Below are 19500 nucleotides of genomic sequence, written 5' to 3' on the forward strand. Positions count from 1 at the left end.
CTCTTTCTGGTGTCAGGCGTGGGCGGCCACCGCGGGGATGCTGACGCGCACGGCGCGGCCGTTGGCAACGGTCATCCAGGTGTTCCAGGCCATCACCACCATGCCGGTCAGGTACAGCAGGCCGCCGAGCACGCGGATCACGTAGAAGGGATAGGTCGCCTTGACGCTTTCCACGAAGGTGTAGGTGAGCGTGCCGTCGACGTTGACCGCGCGCCACATCAGGCCCTGCATCACGCCGGCGATCCACATGGCGGCGATGTACAGCACGATGCCGATGGTGGCGGTCCAGAAGTGCAGCTCGATCGCCTTGACCGAGTACATCTTCTTCTGGCCGAACAGGCGCGGGATCAGGTAGTACAGGGAGCCCATGGAGATCAGGCCCACCCAGCCCAGCGCGCCGGAGTGCACGTGGCCGATCGTCCAGTCGGTGTAGTGCGACAGCGCGTTGACCGTCTTGATCGACATCATCGGGCCCTCGAACGTGCTCATGCCGTAGAAGGACAGCGACACGATCAGGAAGCGCAGCACGGGGTCGTCGCGCAGCTTGTGCCAGGCCCCCGAGAGGGTCATGATGCCGTTGATCATGCCGCCCCAGCTGGGCGCCAGCAGGATCAGGGAGAACATCATGCCGACCGACTGCGTCCAGTCCGGCAGCGCGGTGTAGTGCAGGTGGTGCGGGCCCGCCCACATGTAGGTGAAGATCAGGGCCCAGAAGTGCACGATGGACAGGCGATAGCTGTACACCGGGCGCTCGGCCTGCTTGGGGATGAAGTAGTACATCATCCCCAGGAAGCCCGCGGTCAGGAAGAAGCCCACCGCGTTATGGCCGTACCACCACTGCACCATGGCGTCCTGCACGCCGGCGTAGGCGGAGTAGGACTTCATGAAGCCGGCGGGGATCGCGGCGCTGTTGACGATGTGCAGCAGCGCCACCGCCAGGATGAAGCCGCCGTAGAACCAGTTGGCCACGTAGATGTGCCTGACCTTGCGGATGCCGACCGTGCCGAAGAACACGATGGCGTAGGCCACCCAGACGAGCGCGATCAGGATGTCGATCGGCCACTCGAGTTCGGCGTATTCCTTGCCCGAGGTGTAGCCCAGGGGCAGGCTGATGGCGGCCGCCACGATCACGGCCTGCCAGCCCCAGAAGGTGAACGACGCCAGCTTCGGCGCGAAAAGGGAGACCTGCGAGGTGCGCTGGACCACCCAGTAGGAGGTGGCGAACAGGGCGCTGCCGCCGAACGCGAAGATGACCGCGTTGGTGTGCAGCGGGCGCAGTCGCCCATAGCTGAGCCAGGGAATGCCCAGATTCAGTTCGGGCCAGGCCAGCTGGGCCGCGATGAACACGCCGACGAGCATGCCCACCACGCCCCATACCACGGCCATCAGCGAGAACTGCCGGACGACCGTGTCGTTGTACGTGGCAGAGGTAACGCTAGGTTCGTTCATGAAGCACCTTTTACAGATGCCCGAGAGTGTCCTGTCGGGGATCTGCGCCCCGGTTGATGAAGGTCAAGCGGCCCGGGTTTTCTTGACCCGCATCAAGTTTTGCGCGACGTCAATCTTCGCGCAGGATGCGTTCGCCCTCGGCCTCGATGCCGTCGAACTGCCCGCGCCACACGGCCCACCCGAGCGCGGCCAGGATGGCGAGCGCGAGCACGACCGACAGGGGAACCAGCACGAAGAGGATGTCCATACTTGTTACGTCCGCAGGCGCGCCAGGCGCGCCGCATTGAGTACGACCAACAGGGAACTGGCCGCCATGCCCAGGCCCGCGAGCCAAGGCGGCATCTGCCCCGCGATCGCGAGCGGCACGGACACCGCGTTGTAGAGGCCCGCCCAGAACAGGTTCTGCCGCACGACCGAGCGGGTGCGCCGCGCCTGCCGCAGCACCGCAGCCACGCCCTCCAGCTGCCCGCCCTGGATAATGAAATCGGCCCGCGCCTGGGCGACCGGCACGGCCTGCCCCAGCGCGATGGAGAGGTCGGCCCGGGCGAGCACCGGGCCGTCGTTCATGCCGTCGCCGACCATGGCGACGCGATGGCCATGCGCCTGCAGGCCGGCCACGTGATCGAGCTTGTGCTGCGGCGTCTGGCCGCCCAGGGCGCTGGAGAAGCCGAGCCGTTGCGCCAGCCGCTGCACGGCCGCGGGCTGGTCCCCGGACAGCACCTCGGGCTGCAGGCCCAGGCGCTGCAGGCCGGCCATCGCTTCCGGCGCGCCAGGCCGCAGGGTCTCCTCCAGCGCGAAGCTGGCGAGCCAGCCGCTCTCGTCCGCCAGGTGGACCTGGGGAAAGCCGGCCTGTTCCCCGGCCGCGATGCCGCAGAAGGCGGCGGAGCCCAGGCGCAGCGTGCGACTCGCGCCGGCTGCCTCCAGCCGGCCCTGGACGCCACGGCCGCCCTGTTCCTGCACGGCCTGCACCTGCGGCCCCGTCCCGGACGCCGCGTCGGCGAGCGCCCGCGAAGCCGGATGCAATGAATGCCGCGCCAGCGCGCCGGCCAGCGCGAGCGCTTCCTGTTCGGCGACGCCGTCCCGCGTGCGCACGCTGCGCACCGACATGCGATCCGTGGTGAGCGTGCCGGTCTTGTCGAACACCACCGTGTCGATGGAGGCGCCGGATTCGAGTGCGTCCAGCCGCTGCACCAGGATGCCGCGGCGCGCCAGCGCGCCGGCGGCGGCCAGCGTGGCCGCGGGCGTGGCCAGCGACAGCGCGCAGGGGCAGGTCACGATCAGCACGGCGACGGCCACGCCGAGCGCCTGGCCCGGGCCCTGGGGCCACCACCACCAGGCGGCGGCGCCGGCGGCGAACAGGACGGCCAGCAGGAAGGGGGTCGCCAGGCGGTCCGCCAGCCGCGCGATGGCGGGCTTCTCCACCGAGGCGCGCTCCATCATGGCCACGATCTGGCCATAGCGGGTGTCCGCGCCGGTGCGCTCCACCAGCACGACGATGGTTCCGCCGAGGTTGGCGCTGCCGGCGATCACGCCCTGCCCCGCCGCGCGCGGCAGCGGCGTCGACTCGCCCGTCAGCAGCGCCTCGTCGACCTGGGTCTCGCCCTCCAGGATGCGGCCGTCGGCCGGGAAGACCTCGCCGGCCCGCAGGCGGATGCGGTCGCCGGCTTGCAGGCGGCGCACCGGGACGCGTTCGGCGCCGCCGTCGGCGGCCAGGCGCTCCACCGTGTCCGGCAGGCGGCGCGCCAGGGCCTCCAGCGCGCCGGCGGTGCGGTCGCGCAGGCGCTGTTCCAGCAACCGGCCGGACAGCAGGAAGAACACGAACATGGTGACCGAGTCGTACCAGACTTCGCCGCCCATGGGCCCCTGGGGATCGAAGGTGACGGCGGTGCTCGCCCCGAAGGCGATCAGGATCCCCAGCGAGACCGGCACGTCCATGCCCACGCGGGCGTGGCGCAGGTCGCGCCAGGCGGAGGCGAAGAAGGGACGGCAGGAGAACACCAGCACCGGCAGCGTCAGCAGCCAGGCGGCCCAGCGCAGCAGCGCGGCCACGTCCGGCGTCATCTCCCCCGGGGCGGCGACGTAGGCCGGCACGGCGTACATCATCACCTGCATCATGCAGAAGCCGGCCACCAGCCAGCGCCACAGCAGCATGCGCTGGGCCTGCCGCCGCGGGACGGCCACGAGCTGGTCGCTCGCCGGCAGGCCGCGGTAGCCGGCGCGCTGCAGGGCCTCCAGCCACTGCGAAGGCCGGCCCCGCTGCGGCGTCCAGACCACGCGGGCGGTGGCGGTGGCGCCGTTCACCTGCACGTCCTCCACCCCGGGCAGGGGTTTCAGGGCGTCCTCGACGGTGAGCGAGCAGCCGGGGCAGTACATGCCCTCGATGGCCAGGTAGGACTCCCAGGCGTCGTCGCGGCCCTTGACCGGCCGGCTGAACGACTCCCACTCGGCGCGGTCGTCCAGCGCCGCCGCGTCCGCGCCGCGCGCGGGCGCTTCCGCGGCCTGCGGTGCGACGGACAGGGGAGACGGGAGGGCAGCAGCCTGCATGCGACGAGACTAAGGGCCGCCCCACGCCCGCCGGTTGATGCACGTCAATCGGCGCCGGGGGCCGCCGCCTAAGCTTGCCTCATCCATACAGCAACGACGGGAGCCGCCATGTACAAACGCATCCTGGTTCCGACCGACGGGTCCGCGCTGTCGAAGAAGGCCATCAAGAGCGCCGTGGAACTGGCCGCGGCGCTCGGCGCGGAAGTCGTGGCCCTCAACGTGGTGCCGCGCTATCCCCGCTCCTACTTCGAGGGCGGCGTGTCCGTCAGCGTCGCGGACGTGGCGCGCATCGAGAAGCAGTGGGCCGAGCAGGGCCAGGCGGTGGCCGACGAGGTCGGCAAGGCGGCCGCGAAGGCGGGCGTGCAGTCCCGCGCGACCACCGTGCGCTCCGACCTGGTGGCGGAGGCGATCCTCGCCGCCGCGCGCAAGAGCAGGTGCGACCTGATCGTGATGGCCTCGCACGGCCGCAGGGGCATCAAGCGGCTGCTGCTGGGCAGCGAGACGCAGCACGTGCTGACCCATGGCAACATACCGGTGCTGGTCCTGCGCTGACCGGCATCCCAATGGCAAAGAACAAGAGAGTGGAAGCATGAAGATCCTCCTCGCTGCCGATGGCAGCACCTACACCAAGAAGGCCCTCGCCTTCCTCGTCACGAATCACGAGATCGCCGGCGGGGACGGGGAAATCGTGGTCGTGAACGTGCAGCCGGCCATGCCGCCGCGCGTGAAGAGCATGGTCGGCGCGGCCGCCGTGCAGGACTACCACCGCGAGGAAGCCGAGAAGGTGCTCAAGCCGATCGAGAAGTTCCTGGAGCGCCACTCCATTTCCTACACCTCGCGCTGGGCGGTCGGCAATCCCGGCGTCGAGATCGTCAAGGCCGCCAAGAAGGACAAGGCGCAGATGATCGTGATGGGCACCCACGGCCACGGCATCCTGGGGCGCGCGATCCTGGGCAGCGTCGCCCAGAACGTGCTGACGCAGATCGAGATCCCGGTCCTGCTCGTGAAGTAGGGGCCCCGCGCCCCTGTTGACCGCCGTCAAGGCGCCTCGCCACCCGGCTCCTAAGCTGGGGGCAGGCGCGAGCTTGCGCCCGCCCCTTCGTGAAGCCGACCCTCACCATCACCGCCAAGCTGGTCGTCACCGCAATCGGCCTCCTGCTGCTGGCGCTGGTTTCCATCGTTCTCACGCTGTGGGTCACCTGGAACATGCAGGGCGGCGCCGCCGCGGTGAACGAGGCCGGCCGCCTGCGCATGCAGACCTACCGGCTGGCGCTGATCCTGCACACCTCGGGCAACGGCGCCGAAGCACGCCTGCTGGCCCGCGGCTTCGACGAGAGCGTCGCCCTGCTGCGGCAGGGGGACCCGTCGCGGCCCCTGTTCGTGCCCTGGTCGGAGGAGTCGCGCGCGCGCTTCGCGCAAGTGGGCACGCGCTGGGAAGCGCTGCGCGGGCGCTGGCTCGACGAGCACCCCGACCCGGACCTGGTGGCGGAAAGCGCCGGTTTCGTGGCGCTGGTGGACGGCTTCGTCGCCGCGATCGAGACCCAGATCTCCCGCTGGACCGCGGTGCTGCAGATGTTCCAGCTGGCGCTGGTGGGCCTGGCCGTCGCGAGCGCCATGGCCGCGTTCTATTCCGGCTACGTGTTCGTGCTGCAACCGCTCGCGCGCCTGAAGAAGGGCCTCGCAGCGGTGCAGGCGGGCGACCTGGGCACGCGCGTGGAGGTCGACAGCGGCGACGAATTCGGCGAACTGGCCGCGGGCTTTAACGCCATGACCGGCACCCTGCAGTCGCTCTACGGCGAGCTGGAGGGCAAGGTGCGCGAGAAGACGCAGCGGCTGGAGCGCGAGCGCCAGCGGCTGGCGGACCTGTACGAGATCAGCGCCTTCGTGGCCGACGCACCCACCCTGGACGCGCTGGCCCGGGGCTTCGCCGCCCACCTGCGCCGCATCGGCCGCGCGGACGCCTCGGCGGTGCGCCTGTGCGCGCCGGACCCCGGCCGCTTCGTGCTGGTCGCGCACGAGTGCCTGCCGCAGGAGATCGCTGCCGCGGGCGCCTGCATCGAGCGCGGTGACTGCTATTGCGGCGAGGTCACGGCGCACGGCCACACCCGCGTGATCCCGATCCTCGACGGCGGCCGCCCGACGCTGGGCCACTGCGGGCGGGCGGGCTTTTCGGCGATGGTGTCGGTGCCGATCCGCGTGCACGACCGCCTGCTGGGCGAAGTGAACCTGTTCTACCGCCACCCGGTGGAGCTGTCGCACGAGGACCGCGAGCTGCTGGACGCCCTGGCCAGCCACCTCGCCAGCGGCCTGGAGAGCCAGCGTGCCGCCGCCCTGGAGCGCGAGGCCGCCGTCGCCGAGGAACGCGGGCTGCTGGCGCGCGAGCTGCACGACTCCATCGCCCAGGCGCTGCTGTTCATGAAGATCCAGGTCGGCCTGGTGCGGCAGGCGGCGCAGCGCGGCGACCACGCCGCGGTGGAGCGCGGCATCGCCGAACTGGAGACCGGCGTGCGCGACTGTTATGCCGACGTGCGCGAGCTGCTGCTGCACTTCCGCACCCGCACCAGCGCCGAGGACATCGAGCCGGCGCTGCGCACCACGCTGCAGAAATTCGAGCACCAGACCGGGCTGCCGGCGCAGCTGCGCATGGAGGGCCACGGCGTGCCGCTGGCGCCCGACGTGCAGGTGCAGGTGCTGCACATCGTGCAGGAGGCGCTGTCGAACGTGCGCAAGCACGCGCACGCCCGCCACGTGGAGCTGCGCGTGTGCTCCGCTCCGCACTGGACCTTCGAGGTGCACGACGACGGCGCCGGCTTCGACCCGCAGCGCCCCGGCTCGGACGCCACCCACGTGGGCCTGCGGATCATGCAGGAGCGCGCGCTGCGCATCGGCGCGCGCGTGCGGGTGCACTCGGCGCCCGGCGCCGGCTGCACCGTCACCCTGGACCTGCCCGCCACGGGCCCGGCCGCAGCCCCCGCCCCGCTGGCGGAGGCGCTGGCCCGATAAGGAGAAAACGAGATGTCCCCCGTTCGCCTGCTGGTCGTCGACGACCACACCCTGTTCCGCCGCGGACTCGTCGCCCTGCTGGCGGCCGACCTCAGCGTCGAAGTGGTGGGCGAGGCCGCCGACGCACCCGAGGCCGTACGCAAAGCCGGTGCCCTGCAGCCGGACCTCATCCTGCTGGACAACCACCTGCCCGGCGCCACCGGCATCCAGGCGCTGGCGGAGCTGCGCGAGGCGGCGCCGCTGGCCAAGGTGGTGCTGCTCACCGTGAGCGAGGACGACCAGGACCTGCGGATGGCGCTGCAGGGCGGCGCCAACGGCTACCTGCTCAAGACCATCGAGGGCGACATGCTGATCGCCTGCATCCACCGCGTGATGCGGGGCGAGCCCGTGATCAGCCCGGAGCTCATGACCCGGCTGGTGACGGCGCTGCAGGCCGGCGGCGCGCAGGCCCTCTCGGCCCTGAGCGCCGAGCCGACCCCGCACCCGGAAGGGGCGGCCCTGCTCTCCCCGCGCGAGCAGGAGGTGCTGCAGGAGATCGCCCGCGGCGCCAGCAACAAGGAGATCGCGCGCGCGCTGCAGATCGCCGAGACCACGGTGAAGATCCACGTCCAGCACATCCTGCGCAAGCTCGGCGTGAGCTCGCGGGTGCAGGCAGCGGTGGTGGCGACGGCGGGACAGGCGCGCATGTAGGGGTGTGGCCGGCGATCGGCCGCCACTGCAACAACCGAACGCAGGGTGCGCAAAGGTGCAGAGAACGCAAAAGAACATCCTTCAAAGGTTTTTTTTGCGTCCTCTGCGTCCCTTTGCGCCCTCTGCGTCCGGATGTTGTAGTGAACCCCCATTACGCCCCGTTGCGTAAAGGTGTATTTGAAATAGACCTTTGACCCAGATCAAATCGGGTCTGCCCGGGCTCCGCGACATTAGGTGCATCCGAAATGCACCTTATCCAAGAGGAGCCCGCATGAGCCAGACCGCAGTCCGCATCGACGTCCAGTCCCTTCCGCCGCACGTGCGGCATTCCACGATCTTCGCCACCTTCGGCGAGCTGGCCACCGGCCAGGGGCTGGAGCTCGTGAACAACCACGATCCGCGCCCCCTGTTCTTCCAGTTCCAGAACTTCGTGCCCGGCCAGTTCGACTGGGCCTACCTGGAGCAGGGGCCGCAGACCTGGCGCGTCGCGATCAAGCGCATCAAGGACGGCGCCGCCTACGACGGCGGCAGCAGCTGCTGCGGCGGCGGCTGCGGCGGCTGAACCCCTCCTCCGCCCGAATCCATCGCCCTTCCTCTTTACGAGTCAAGATCCATGCGAAGCAACAACACTCTCTGGCGCTGGCTGGCACTGATCTTCGTGCTGTCCTTCGGCGTCCTCGGTTACCTGGGCTACCAGATCTACCTGACGGCCCCTCCCATCCCGCAGAAGGTGGTCAGCACCGATGGCCAGGTGCTCTTCACCGGTGAACAGATCCAGAAGGGCCAGCAGGTCTGGCTCGCCGCCGGCGGCCAGCAGCAGGGCTCCGTCTGGGGCCACGGCGCCTACGTCGCGCCCGACTGGTCGGCCGACTGGCTGCACCGCGAAGCGGTCGCCCTGCAGACCCTGCGCGCCAAGGCCATCGTCAGCGACCCCTCCGCCCTGAAGCCCGCCGAGCGCGGCGCCGTCGACGCGGCGGTGAAGGACGAGATGCGCCGCAATACCTACGACGCCGCCACCGGCGCCGTCTCGGTGTCCCCGGTCCGCGCCCAGGCCATCCGCGAAGTCACCGACCACTACACCGGCCTGTTCGGCAATGCCGCCTCGCTGTCCAAGCTGCGCGAGCAATACGCCATGCGCGACGGCACCGTGCCCGACGCCGCCGAGCGCCAGGCCCTGAGCGCCTTCTTCTTCTGGAGCGCCTGGGCCGCCGGCACCGACCGTCCGAACGACCCCGGCATTTCCTACACCAGCAACTGGCCGCACGAGCCGCTGATCGGCAACACCATGACGGCCTCGGCCGCGATGTGGTCGGTCGCCTCCGTGATCCTGCTGCTGGCCGGCATCGCCGCCCTGCTGTGGCTGCACGGCGCCGGCAAGCACGAGGAAGAAGCCGTCCCGCCCAAGAGCGACCCGCTGGCGGGCGCCAAGGCGACGCCTTCCATGAAGGCCACCCGCAAGTACTTCTTCGTCGTGATCGGCCTGATGCTGCTGCAGATCGCCATGGGCGCCATCACCGCGCACTACGCGGTCGAAGGCCAGTCCTTCTTCGGCCTGCCGATCGGCGACCTGCTGCCCTACGTGACCAGCCGCACCATCCACACGCAAGTGGGCATTTTCTGGATCGCCACCGCGTGGCTCGCCACCGGCCTCTACATCGCCCCGCTGCTCGGCGGCAAGGAACCCAAGCTGCAGAAGCTGGGCGTGGACGTCCTGTTCTGGGCGCTGATCGCGATCGTGGTCGGCTCCACCGCCACCGGCTGGCTCGGCACCCTGCAGCACCGCGGCGTCGACTTCGCCTTCTGGCTCGGCAACCAGGGCCTGGAATTCACCAGCATGGGCCGCGTCTGGCAGATCCTGCTGTTCATCGGCCTGCTGTTCTGGGCCTTCCTGCTCGGCCGCGCCCTGTGGCCCGCGCTGACCAAGCCCTCGGAAAGCCGCGGCCTGATCGCCATGGTGTTCCTGTCGGCCGTCTGCATCGGCGGCTTCTACTCCACGTCGCTGACCTGGGGCCAGAACACCCACTACTCGATGGTGGAGTACTGGAGGTGGTGGCTGGTGCACCTGTGGGTGGAGGGCTTCTTCGAAGTGTTCGCCACCGCGGTGATCGCGCTGATCTTCACCAAGCTGGGCCTGGTCCGCGCCGAGAGCGCCAACCGCGCCATCATCGCCGAGACCATCGTGTTCCTGTTCGGCGGCATCCTGGGCACCCTGCACCACCTGTACTGGACCGGCACGCCGGTGTCCGTGATCGCCGTCGGCGCCGTGTTCTCCGCGCTGGAAGTGGTTCCGCTGACGCTGATCGGCCTGGAAGCCCTGCAGACCTGGAAGCGCTCGCAAGGCATCGCCTGGCTGAACGCCTACAAGTGGCCCACCCTGTGCTTCGTCGCCGTGGGCTTCTGGAACACCGTCGGCGCCGGCCTGCTCGGCTTCGCGATCAACCCGCCGGCCTCGCTGTACTACGTGCAGGGCCTGAACATGACCGCCGCCCACGGCCACGCCGCCCTGTTCGGTGTCTACGGCATGCTCGGCATCGGCCTGATGCTGTTCTGCCTGCGCGGCCTCTATGCCCGCCACCTGCACGCCGACGGCTGGATCAAGCCCGCCTTCTGGAGCCTGAACATCGGCCTGGCCATGATGGTGTTCATGTCGCTGCTGCCCGCCGGCATCTACCAGGCGTACGCGGCGATCACCAAGGGCCTGTGGTTCGCCCGCTCGCCGGAAGTGATCCACTCCGGCGTGATGGAAACCCTGGTGTGGCTGCGCGTCCCCGGCGACATCGTGTTCGCCATCGGCGCGGTCCTGCTCGGCGTCTATGCCCTCAAGCTGCTGCGGCGCGACACCTCGCCGCAAGGAGTGGCTACGGGTGAGATGGCATCCGTGACGAGGTAAGCTGCGGAGGCCGGCGCAAGCCGGCCTTTGCCGTTGAGGGGACCCCCGATGAAACTGACCACCTTCACCGACTACAGCCTGCGCGTGCTGATCTACCTGGCCGCGCAACCCGCCGACCGCGCCACGATCGCGCAGATCGCCGGCGCGTTCCAGGTGTCCGAGAACCATTTGGTCAAGGTGGTGCACTTCCTCGGCAAGCAGGGCTGGCTGACCAACGTGCGCGGCAAGGGAGGTGGGATGGAACTCGGGATGCCCCCCGAGGCGATCGTCGTCGGCAAGGTGGTGCGGGAAACCGAAGGCCTGAGCCAGTTGGCCGAATGCTTCGGCGAGACCGACGGCGACTGCGCCATCGCCCCCGACTGCCGCCTGCGCGGCGTGCTGGGCGAATCCATCAAGGCCTTCTACGGCGTGCTGGACCGCTACACCCTCGCCGACCTGGTCGGCAACCGCAAGCAGCTCGCGCAGATCCTGTTCGTCGAGCGCGACGCCGCGCCACGCAAGGGAGCCCGCCCATGAGCGACGAAGACCGCTTCATCTACTCCGGCCCGCCGGAACTGCTGCCGCCCCTGGTCGAAGCGCTGGAACGCGTGGTGGACCCGGAGGTGGCCCTCAACATCGTCGACGTCGGCCTCGTGTACGGCGTCGTCGTCAAGGACAAGCGCATGGACGTCAGCGTGACGATGACCTCGGCCGCCTGCCCGGTCACGGACACGATCATCGACGACATCGAAACCCAGCTGGACCGGGCCCTGCCGCCCGACATGCTGATCCACGTGGAGCTGGTCTGGGAGCCGCCATGGACGCCCGAGCGCATGAGCGACAAGGCCCGCGGCTTCATGGGCTGGTGAACCCTCGTTCCGTCATCGCCGGCTCGCTGGTCGCCTGCGTGGCGGCGGCGCTGCTCTCCGGCATCGCCGGCGGCCTGCTGCGCGTGGGCATCACCCTGCCGGTGGCGGCCGACGCCCCCTGGCTCACCCGCGCCGCCCTCGCCCATGCCGCGCTGATGATGTGCGGCTTCATGGGCACCGTGATCTCCATCGAGCGTGCCGTCGCCTTCAAGCATCGCGCCGCCTGGACGGCCCCGTTCGCCTCGGGCGCCGCCGCCCTCGCCCTCCTGTGCGGCGCCCAGCTGCCCGCCGCCCTGCTGCTGGTGCTCGGCTCCGGCGCCTTCGTCCTCGTCAACGCGCTGCTGCTGCGCCGCCAGCCCGCGGCCCACACCGCCCTGCTGCTCGCCAGCGCCGTCGCCTGGTTCACCGGCAACGTGCTGCTGGCCGTGGGCGCCAGCAGCAGCACCGTGCTGCCCTGGTGGTTCGCCTTCCTGGTGGTGACCATCGCCGCCGAACGCCTCGAGATGACCCGCCTGATGCGGCGCCGCCGCGGCGCCCAGCCCGCGCTGCACCTCGTGCTGGCCGCGCTGGCCTGGGGCGCCGCCTGTTCCGGCCTCGAGCCGCGCTTCGGCGGCGTGCTGTTCGGCGCCGCGCTGTGCGGCCTGGCCGCCTGGCTGCTCGCCTTCGACATCGCGCGGCGCACGGTGCGCGCCGAAGGCCTGTCGCGCTACATGGCCGTGTGCCTGCTCGGGGGCTACGTGTGGCTCGCCATCGGCGGCGTCGCCTGGGGCGCCACGGCCCTCGGCTATCCGGTGCGCGACATCGCCCTGCACGCGCTCGGGCTCGGCTTCATCGTCAGCATGATCATGGGCCACGCGCCGGTGATCCTGCCCGCCGTCACCCGCGTGAAGCTGCAGTTCGGCAACTTCTTCTACCTGCCCCTGCTCGCGCTGCACCTGTCGCTCGCCCTGCGCCTGGCCGGCGGCGCGGTGGACTTCCACCTCCGCGCCCAGGGGGCCCTTTTCAACGCACTGGCCATCGCGCTGTTCGCCGCCACCGCCGGCGGCTCCGCGCTGGCCTGGCGGCAGCGGCAGGGGCCGCGCCGCGTTTCCGACCCGAGACCATGAGCAGCTTCTTCCAGATCGAGGAACCGCCGCGCGCCGCCCCGCGTGGCTTCGCCCTGTGGCAACTGGGCTTCCGGCCCTTCTACCTGCTGGCCAGCGCCTTCGCCGCCGTGTCCATCCTGCTGTGGGGCCTGCAGTTCACCGGCCACCTCGCCGCGCCCTACCTGCCGGGCGCGCTGTGGCACGCGCACGAGATGCTGTTCGGATTCGCGCTGGCGGTGATCGTGGGCTTCCTGTTCACGGCGGGACGCAACTGGACCGGCCTGCCCACGCCCACCGGCGGCAAGCTCGCCGCGCTGGCCGTCCTCTGGCTGCTCGCGCGGGTGCTGGTGCTCACGCCCTGGGGCTGGCTCTCCGCCGTCGCCAACACCGCCTTCCCGCTCGCGGCGGCCGTCGCGCTGGGCATTCCCTTCGTGAAGGCGGGCAACCGCCGCAACTACTTCTTCGTCGGCGTGCTCACGCTGCTGGGGCTGGGGTCCCTCGCCGTGCACCTGAACCAGCTGGGCGTGGTGGCCCTGCCGGCCTGGGCCGGCATCCAGCTCGGGCTGGACGCGGTGCTGTTCGTCCTGTGCGTGATGGGCGGACGGGTGATCCCCATGTTCACGATCAACGGCGTGCCCGGCGCGGCGTCGCGGCGCCATCCCCGGGTGGAGCAGGTGGCACTGGGCTCGGTGCTCGCGCTGTTCGCGGCCGACGCCCTGCAGGCGCCGCCGCTGGTGCTGGGCGCCGTCGCGGCCGTCGCCGCCCTCGCCCACCTGGCGCGCTGGGTGCTGTGGCAGCCGTGGGTCACGCTGCGCACGCCACTGGTGTGGGTGCTGCATCTCGCGTACGCCTGGATCCCGGTGCACCTCGCGCTGCGCGCCCTGGCCGCCGCCGGCTGGGTCGCGCCTTCCGCTGCCATCCATTCGCTGACCGTCGGCGCCATCGGCGGCCTGGTGATCGGAATGATGACCCGCACCGCCCGCGGCCACACGGCCCGTCCGCTGCGCGCCGACCGGCGCGACGTCGCCTGCTACCTGCTGGTCGCCAGCGCCGCCTTCGTGCGCGTGCTGGTGCCGCTCGCCGCGCCCGCCTTCACCATGGAGGCCGTGCTGTGCGCCGCCACGCTGTGGTCGGCCGGCTTCGCGCTGTACTTCGTGAGCTACTGGAACGTGCTGACCCGCCCACGCCTGGACGGCCGTCCCGGCTGACGCGCATGCCCTGAATTCATTTCAGCCCTCTTGGTCCCGCACGGGTTCGCCCCTGCGGGATTTTTTTTTGGTCCTTCGCCGATTTGCGGGAAACGGGTGAATTCGCGTTCGGCGGGGAGCGCACCGTGGTTCGAATTGGCGCGGTCCTGCGCTGGTTCGATTCGTTGCCAGTGGGCCGGACCAGGACGGGCCTGTCCGCCTCTGCGACTGTCCCCCGGCGCGGATGAGAGCCCAGGCCCGTAAGCTCGCCGCGCCCGCGCCTCCTCCTTTATGTCGCCGAGCCGGACAGGCCCGCCCTGGTCCTACGCAGCGCGCGGATCAGGCAGCTTCCCTCGCGCACCTGCTTCTCGCGGTGCACCACTTGCGGTACGCGTCAACGAAGCCGCTGCGCCCGAACCCGGCGCGGCGCAGGACCAGAGCGGGGCTGTCCGGCTCGGCGACATAAAGGAGGAGGCGCGGGCGCCGCGCTCACCCGGGGTGCGGTTCTCACCCGCGCCGGGGGACAGTCGCAGAGACGGACAGCCCCGCTCTGGTCCGGCAAGAAGGCCGCTGCGCGCACCCGAGGATGCCCTCATCCGGCAGAAGTGAACCCTGGCCAGCAGCCCTGGAGATTGGCGAATAACTTTCAGCGGCTGTCACTGCGACAGCCCGGACGCCCCCCAGGCGACCGCACTTCCACCTTGATGCCCATCAACGTAGATCCCGCCCCCCGACCTATCAATGAAGGAACGGGGGAGCACACATGGGCACCGCTCTGGAAAGGCCGCAACGCGGCATCGGAGGCAGCTCGCCGCTGCTGCTCGCACTGGCTGTCCTGGTGGGCGCGGTGGCCGGCATCGGAGGCTACACGCTGTTCTACGCGGAAGGCTTCTCGTACCTGAGCTCCGAGCCGAAGGTGTGCGCGAACTGCCACGTGATGCAGGCGCAGTACGACGCCTGGCAGAAATCGAGCCACCACCACGTCGCCACCTGCAACGACTGCCACCTGCCGCGTGGCTTCGTCGCACCGTACTTCGCGAAGCTGGTCAACGGCTGGAACCATTCCAAGGCGTACACGCTGCAGGACTTCGCCGAGCCGATCGCGATCAAGCCGTTCAACAGCGAGATCCTGCAGGCCAGCTGCCTGGCCTGCCACCGCGACCTGGTGCACGACGCCGTGATGGCGCGCGGCCCCACGGAGGAAGCGAGCTGCGTGCACTGCCACGCGACCGCGGGCCACGGCGAGCGCACCGGACTCGGCGGACCGCGCACCTGAACCACGGAGGGACTCTCATGAAATCCGCATCCCGTCGGCGCGCCCAGCGCGGCCTCTCGAAAATCCCGGTCCTGTCGGCGGCCGCGCTGGCCGCCATCTTCGCCGCGGGCCTGGCAGCCCTGCTGGTGAACATCGCCGAGCGCAAGCAGGAGGCGAAGGTCACGACGACCCGGCTGGTCGAAGTGACGCAGGACACCACCGACCCGGCCAAGTGGGGCGTGAACTGGCCCAAGCAGTACGACGCGTACAAGCTCACCGCCCAGCCCACGCGCACGCGCTTCGGCGGCCACGGCGGCAGCGAGGCGCTGCCGCAGGAGAAGATCGACCGCGATCCGTGGCTCAAGCGCATGTTCCTCGGCTACGCCTTCTCGATCGACTACCGCGACCGGCGCGGCCACGCGTACATGCTGGTGGACCAGGAGAACACGCAGCGGCAGACCAAGCCGCAGACCGGCTCCTGCCTGCACTGCCACGGCTCCGTGATCCCGCTGTACCGCGAGCTCGGGGGCGGCGACGTGATCAAGGGCTTCGAGACGACCTACAAGATCCCCTACAAGGAGCTGAACAAGAAGCTGCACGACATGGGCCATGCCCAGACCGTGAGCTGCCCGGACTGCCACGATGCCCAGACCATGAAGCTGATCGTGACGCGGCCGGCCTTCCTGATCGGCATCCAGAAGCTGGCCGCCAGCCAGGCCTCCACGCCGTTCGCGCCCTCCATCGAGCGCTGGCGCGCCACGGACAAGTCCAGGCCCTACGACCCGAACGCGGACGCGACGCGCAACGAGATGCGCACCTTCGTCTGCGCCCAGTGCCACATCGAGTACTACTGCTCCTCCGCGATGCCGCTCACGGCGCCCTGGGGCAAGGGCCTGAACGTGGACCAGATCGAGATGTTCTGGAACGAGACGAAGATGCCCGACGGCGGCCGCTTCTTCGACTACAAGCACGCCGAAACGGGCGCGCCCATCCTGAAGGCGCAGCACCCCGAGTTCGAGCTCTGGAGCCAGGGCGTGCATGCGCGCAGCGGCGTCGCCTGCGCCGACTGCCACATGCCCTATGCCCGCGACGGCGCGACCAAGGTGTCCGACCACTGGGTGCGCAGCCCGCTGCTGAACATCAGCCGCGCCTGCCAGCCCTGCCACCGCATGTCCGAGGACGAGATCAAGACGCGCGTCGACCTGATCCAGACCAGGAACAACGAGCTGCTGCAGCGGGGCGGCGTGGCGATCACCGCGCTGATGGACGCCGTGCTGGCCGCGAAGCAGGACGGCGCGAGCGACGCGCAGCTCGCCCCGGCGCTGGAGCTGCAGCGCAAGGCCCAGTGGCGGCTGGACTTCATCGCCGCCGAGAACTCGATGGGCTTCCACGCGCCGCAGGAAGCGGCCCGCGCGCTGGCCGAAGCGATCGACTACGCGCGCCAGGGCGAGCTGGCGGCGCTGCGGCGCGGCGCGGCCAAGGTGGCGGAGGCCCGGAACTGAAGACCCAAATGAGAGAGCGGCCTGGGGCCGCTCTCTTTCCCGCCTGAAGCGGGGTGACGCTCGATGCGTCAGGGATCTCGCCGGGATCTGTGGCGAGTGAAGACAGGTTACGCCCGCCCCACCCCGGATTTCTTGCCCCAGATCAAGGTCGCCGCGGGACTACTCCCACGGAACTATCGAGGCTCGTTCTTCCGCCGCGCGCGGCTGGTCCACGGAGGGATGTTCCGAGTCGCCCTGCGCGACCACAGTGATGGTGTCGACAAGCACAACCAACGGAGCCCATCTTGTCCAGCGCAACCCTCTCCGCCGACGCACCTGCCGTCGTCTCGCGCGCGGCGCCCTCGGCCACCCGCCAGGCGTGGTCGGTCCTCGTGGTCAGCACCCTGTCCTTCACCGTGTGCTTCATGGTGTGGATGATGTTCGGCGTCATCGGCATCCCGATCAAGAAGGCGCTGAACCTCAGCGCCACCGAGTTCGGCCTGCTCACCGCCACTCCCGTGCTCACCGGCTCGCTGATCCGCGTGCCGCTGGGCATCTGGACCGACCGCTTCGGCGGCCGCATCGTGCTGGCCGCCCTGATGGCCCTCACCGTGCCGGCGATCTGGCTGATGGCCTACGCCACCCAGTTCTGGCACTTCCTGGCGATCGGCCTGTTCGTCGGCCTCGCCGGCGGCTCCTTCTCGGTCGGAACGCCCTACGTCGCGCGCTGGTTCCCGAAGAGCCGCCAGGGCTTCGCGATGGGCGTGTACGGCGCGGGCAACTCCGGCGCCGCGGTCAACAAGTTCGTCGCCCCGGCGCTGCTCGTCGCGTTCGGCTGGCAGGCGGTGCCGCAGGTCTATGCGGCCGTGATGCTGGGCATGGTGGTCCTGTTCTGCATGTTCAGCTTCAGCAACCCGCAGCACCTGGTGCCCAGCACCGTCACCTTCCGCGACCAGCTGCGCGCGCTGAAGGACCCGAAGGTGCTGCGCTACTGCCAGTACTACAGCATCGTGTTCGGCGGCTACGTGGCCCTGTCGCTGTGGATGGTGCAGTACTACGTCGGCGAGTTCGGCCTCGACATCCGCGTCGCCGCCCTGCTGGCGGCCTGCTTCTCGCTGCCCGGCGGCGTGCTGCGCGCCATCGGCGGCTGGCTGTCCGACAAGTACGGCGCGCACCAGATGACCTGGTGGGTCATGTGGGTCAGCTGGATCTGCCTGTTCTTGCTGTCGTATCCGCAGACCGACCTGACCATCTTCACCGTCGAAGGCGCGAAGAGCTTCCACATCGGCCTGAACGTCTACGGATTCACCGCGCTGATGTTCGTCCTGGGCATCGCCTGGGCGTTCGGCAAGGCCAGCGTCTTCAAGTACATCAGCGACGACTACCCGCACAACATCGGCGCCATCTCCGGCATCGTCGGCCTGGCCGGCGGCCTGGGCGGATTCCTGCTGCCGATCATGTTCGGCGCCCTCATGGACCTCACCGGCGTGCGCTCCAGCGCCTTCATGCTGATGTACGGCGTCGTGTGGGTCTCCCTGATCTGGATGTACTTCACCGAGGTGCGCAAGACCGAGGTGCTGGGCGAGCACGCGCCCGCTTCCCCTTCCTTCCATCACTGACTCCAGGAGCCTGTCCATGGCATTCGGCACCACCACCGTCCCGCTCTCGCGGCCGGGACGCACCCTGACCATCTGGACTCCCGAGGACAAGGCGTTCTGGGAGCGCGAGGGCGAGGCCATCGCCAAGATCAACCTGTGGATCAGCGTGCCCGCGCTGTTCCTCGCCTTCGCCGTCTGGCAGGTCTGGAGCGTCGTCGCCGTCGGCCTGCCGGCCCTGGGCTTCAAGTATTCGACCAACCAGCTGTTCTGGCTGGCCGCGGCGCCCGCGCTCTCCGGCGCCACGCTGCGCATCTTCTACTCCTTCATCGTGCCGCTGGTGGGCGGGCGGCGCTGGACGGCGATCTCCACCGCCTCGCTGCTGATCCCCGCCATCGGCATCGGCATGGCGGTGCAGGACAGCAGCACCAGCTATCCCACGATGCTGACGCTCGCGCTGCTGTGCGGCCTGGGCGGCGGCAACTTCAGCTCCAGCATGGCCAACATCAGCTTCTTCTTCCCGAAGGAGCGCAAGGGCTCGGCGCTGGGCGTGAACGCCGGCCTCGGCAACCTGGGCGTCTCGGTGGTGCAGTTCCTCAGCCCGCTCGTGATCACGGCCGGCGTGTTCGGCATCTTCGGCGGCGACGCGCAGACGATCGTCAAGAACGGCGAGACCGTGAAGGTGTGGACGCAGAACGCCGCCTTCATCTGGGTGCCCTTCATCCTGCTGGCCTCGGTGACGGCGTGGTTCGGCATGAACGACATCGCCGACGCCAAGGCCTCCTTCGCCACCCAGGCCACCATCTTCGGCCGCAAGCACACGTGGCTGATGTGCGTGCTGTACCTCGGGACCTTCGGCTCCTTCATCGGCTACGCCGCCGGCTTCCCGCTCCTGATCAAGAGCCAGTTCCCGGGCGTCAACCCGCTCGCCTACGCCTGGATGGGCCCCCTGGTCGGCGCCGTGATCCGCCCCTTCGGCGGCTGGCTGTCCGACAAGCTCGGCGGCGCCCGCGTGACCCTCTGGAACTTCGTCGTGATGGCCTGCGCGGTGGTCGGCGTGCTGTACTTCCTGCCGGTGAACGGCCAGGGCGGCAACTTCGCCGGCTTCTTCGTCATGTTCCTGCTGCTGTTCCTCACCACGGGCATCGGCAACGGCTCCACCTTCCGCATGATCCCGGTGATCTTCCTGAGCCAGGCGCTGCGCGGCGTGAACCGGTACGACCGCGACGCCGTCGCCCGCGCCACCAAGGAAGGCAACACCGAAGGCGCCGCCACCCTGGGCTTCACCGCGGCCTTCGCGGCCTACGGCGGCTTCTTCATCCCCAAGAGCTACGGCACCTCCATCACGCTGACCGGCGGCCCGGAAGCGGCCCTGATGGTGTTCGTGGGCTTCTACCTCCTGTGCATCGCCGTCACCTGGTGGTACTACGCGCGCAAGGGCGCCGAGATGCCTTGCTGATCAACCTGGGAAGA

At 69.8% G+C, this 19500-nt stretch carries 17 protein-coding genes; 14 read left to right on the forward strand and 3 right to left on the reverse strand.

Annotated features, from left to right (window positions below):
• Nucleotides 1-12: 12 nt before the first annotated feature.
• From ccoN to JJ685_RS22055, 3 genes are all read right to left on the reverse strand, one after another.
• Nucleotides 13-1449, reverse strand: a complete 1437-nt coding sequence (gene ccoN, locus JJ685_RS22045; RefSeq protein ID WP_201676488.1) for a cytochrome-c oxidase, cbb3-type subunit I — start codon at nucleotides 1447-1449, stop codon at nucleotides 13-15.
• A gap of 109 nt (nucleotides 1450-1558) precedes the next feature.
• Entirely contained in the window at nucleotides 1559-1696 is a 138-nt protein-coding gene (gene ccoS, locus JJ685_RS22050; RefSeq protein WP_201676489.1) for a cbb3-type cytochrome oxidase assembly protein CcoS, read from the reverse strand.
• Nucleotides 1697-1701: 5 nt separating this feature from the next.
• On the reverse strand, nucleotides 1702-3993 hold the full coding sequence (locus JJ685_RS22055) for a heavy metal translocating P-type ATPase (protein WP_201676490.1): 2292 nt from the start codon (nucleotides 3991-3993) through the stop codon (nucleotides 1702-1704).
• 108 nt (nucleotides 3994-4101) lie between these two features.
• On the opposite strand from JJ685_RS22055, the gene JJ685_RS22060 reads away from it, so the two are divergent.
• The 14 genes from JJ685_RS22060 (at nucleotide 4102) to JJ685_RS22125 (ending at nucleotide 19486) form a co-directional block, all read left to right on the forward strand.
• Nucleotides 4102-4545 carry a universal stress protein gene (locus JJ685_RS22060; RefSeq protein ID WP_201676491.1) on the forward strand — a complete coding sequence of 148 codons (444 nt, stop codon included), beginning with the start codon at nucleotides 4102-4104 and terminating at the stop codon, nucleotides 4543-4545.
• Nucleotides 4546-4582: 37 nt separating this feature from the next.
• Nucleotides 4583-5005, forward strand: a complete 423-nt coding sequence (locus tag JJ685_RS22065; protein ID WP_201676492.1) for a universal stress protein — start codon at nucleotides 4583-4585, stop codon at nucleotides 5003-5005.
• An 89-nt stretch (nucleotides 5006-5094) separates the two neighbouring features.
• Entirely contained in the window at nucleotides 5095-6996 is a 1902-nt protein-coding gene (locus JJ685_RS22070; RefSeq protein ID WP_330901818.1) for a type IV pili methyl-accepting chemotaxis transducer N-terminal domain-containing protein, read from the forward strand.
• Between the two features lie 12 nt (nucleotides 6997-7008).
• Complete coding sequence (locus tag JJ685_RS22075; protein WP_201676493.1) at nucleotides 7009-7686, forward strand: response regulator; 678 nt, start codon at nucleotides 7009-7011, stop codon at nucleotides 7684-7686.
• Between the two features lie 271 nt (nucleotides 7687-7957).
• The gene (locus tag JJ685_RS22080) at nucleotides 7958-8248 is read left to right on the forward strand and encodes a DUF2249 domain-containing protein (protein WP_201676494.1); all 291 of its coding nucleotides are present in this window, start codon (nucleotides 7958-7960) and stop codon (nucleotides 8246-8248) included.
• 51 nt (nucleotides 8249-8299) lie between these two features.
• Nucleotides 8300-10576 carry a nitric-oxide reductase large subunit gene (locus tag JJ685_RS22085; protein ID WP_201676495.1) on the forward strand — a complete coding sequence of 759 codons (2277 nt, stop codon included), beginning with the start codon at nucleotides 8300-8302 and terminating at the stop codon, nucleotides 10574-10576.
• Between the two features lie 48 nt (nucleotides 10577-10624).
• Nucleotides 10625-11092, forward strand: coding sequence for an Rrf2 family transcriptional regulator (locus JJ685_RS22090; protein ID WP_201676496.1), 468 nt, complete (start codon nucleotides 10625-10627; stop codon nucleotides 11090-11092).
• Nucleotides 11089-11424, forward strand: coding sequence for a metal-sulfur cluster assembly factor (locus tag JJ685_RS22095; protein ID WP_201676497.1), 336 nt, complete (start codon nucleotides 11089-11091; stop codon nucleotides 11422-11424). The genes JJ685_RS22090 and JJ685_RS22095 overlap by 4 nt, the downstream gene beginning before the upstream one ends.
• Nucleotides 11421-12530, forward strand: a complete 1110-nt coding sequence (locus tag JJ685_RS22100; protein ID WP_330901819.1) for a hypothetical protein — start codon at nucleotides 11421-11423, stop codon at nucleotides 12528-12530. Before JJ685_RS22095 ends, JJ685_RS22100 begins: the two co-directional genes overlap by 4 nt.
• Entirely contained in the window at nucleotides 12527-13717 is a 1191-nt protein-coding gene (locus JJ685_RS22105) for an NnrS family protein (protein WP_201676498.1), read from the forward strand. The genes JJ685_RS22100 and JJ685_RS22105 overlap by 4 nt, the downstream gene beginning before the upstream one ends.
• A 742-nt stretch (nucleotides 13718-14459) precedes the next feature.
• Complete coding sequence (gene nrfH, locus JJ685_RS22110; protein ID WP_201676499.1) at nucleotides 14460-14972, forward strand: cytochrome c nitrite reductase small subunit; 513 nt, start codon at nucleotides 14460-14462, stop codon at nucleotides 14970-14972.
• 17 nt (nucleotides 14973-14989) lie between these two features.
• Nucleotides 14990-16453 carry an ammonia-forming cytochrome c nitrite reductase subunit c552 gene (locus tag JJ685_RS22115; RefSeq protein WP_201676500.1) on the forward strand — a complete coding sequence of 488 codons (1464 nt, stop codon included), beginning with the start codon at nucleotides 14990-14992 and terminating at the stop codon, nucleotides 16451-16453.
• A 371-nt stretch (nucleotides 16454-16824) separates the two neighbouring features.
• Entirely contained in the window at nucleotides 16825-18051 is a 1227-nt protein-coding gene (locus tag JJ685_RS22120) for an MFS transporter (protein ID WP_330901821.1), read from the forward strand.
• A 16-nt stretch (nucleotides 18052-18067) separates the two neighbouring features.
• Nucleotides 18068-19486 carry a NarK family nitrate/nitrite MFS transporter gene (locus JJ685_RS22125; protein ID WP_201676501.1) on the forward strand — a complete coding sequence of 473 codons (1419 nt, stop codon included), beginning with the start codon at nucleotides 18068-18070 and terminating at the stop codon, nucleotides 19484-19486.
• Nucleotides 19487-19500 lie beyond the last annotated feature (14 nt).

Origin of the sequence: Ramlibacter monticola, from assembly GCF_016722785.1 — a bacterium.
Classification (GTDB): domain Bacteria; phylum Pseudomonadota; class Gammaproteobacteria; order Burkholderiales; family Burkholderiaceae_C; genus Ramlibacter; species Ramlibacter monticola.

Excerpts from the sequence above, each read along its gene's own strand:
- JJ685_RS22090 (WP_201676496.1), top strand. The coding sequence starts at position 10,625 with ATGAAACTGACCACCTTCACCGACTACAGCCTGCGCGTGCTGATCTAC.
- JJ685_RS22095 (WP_201676497.1), top strand. The coding sequence starts at position 11,089 with ATGAGCGACGAAGACCGCTTCATCTACTCCGGCCCGCCGGAACTGCTG.
- JJ685_RS22065 (WP_201676492.1), top strand. The coding sequence starts at position 4,583 with ATGAAGATCCTCCTCGCTGCCGATGGCAGCACCTACACCAAGAAGGCC.
- JJ685_RS22105 (WP_201676498.1), top strand. The coding sequence starts at position 12,527 with ATGAGCAGCTTCTTCCAGATCGAGGAACCGCCGCGCGCCGCCCCGCGT.
- JJ685_RS22080 (WP_201676494.1), top strand. The coding sequence starts at position 7,958 with ATGAGCCAGACCGCAGTCCGCATCGACGTCCAGTCCCTTCCGCCGCAC.
- JJ685_RS22075 (WP_201676493.1), top strand. The coding sequence starts at position 7,009 with ATGTCCCCCGTTCGCCTGCTGGTCGTCGACGACCACACCCTGTTCCGC.
- JJ685_RS22055 (WP_201676490.1), bottom strand. The coding sequence starts at position 3,993 with ATGCAGGCTGCTGCCCTCCCGTCTCCCCTGTCCGTCGCACCGCAGGCC.
- ccoS (WP_201676489.1), bottom strand. The coding sequence starts at position 1,696 with ATGGACATCCTCTTCGTGCTGGTTCCCCTGTCGGTCGTGCTCGCGCTC.
- JJ685_RS22060 (WP_201676491.1), top strand. The coding sequence starts at position 4,102 with ATGTACAAACGCATCCTGGTTCCGACCGACGGGTCCGCGCTGTCGAAG.
- JJ685_RS22125 (WP_201676501.1), top strand. The coding sequence starts at position 18,068 with ATGGCATTCGGCACCACCACCGTCCCGCTCTCGCGGCCGGGACGCACC.
- JJ685_RS22115 (WP_201676500.1), top strand. The coding sequence starts at position 14,990 with ATGAAATCCGCATCCCGTCGGCGCGCCCAGCGCGGCCTCTCGAAAATC.
- nrfH (WP_201676499.1), top strand. The coding sequence starts at position 14,460 with ATGGGCACCGCTCTGGAAAGGCCGCAACGCGGCATCGGAGGCAGCTCG.
- ccoN (WP_201676488.1), bottom strand. The coding sequence starts at position 1,449 with ATGAACGAACCTAGCGTTACCTCTGCCACGTACAACGACACGGTCGTC.
- JJ685_RS22085 (WP_201676495.1), top strand. The coding sequence starts at position 8,300 with ATGCGAAGCAACAACACTCTCTGGCGCTGGCTGGCACTGATCTTCGTG.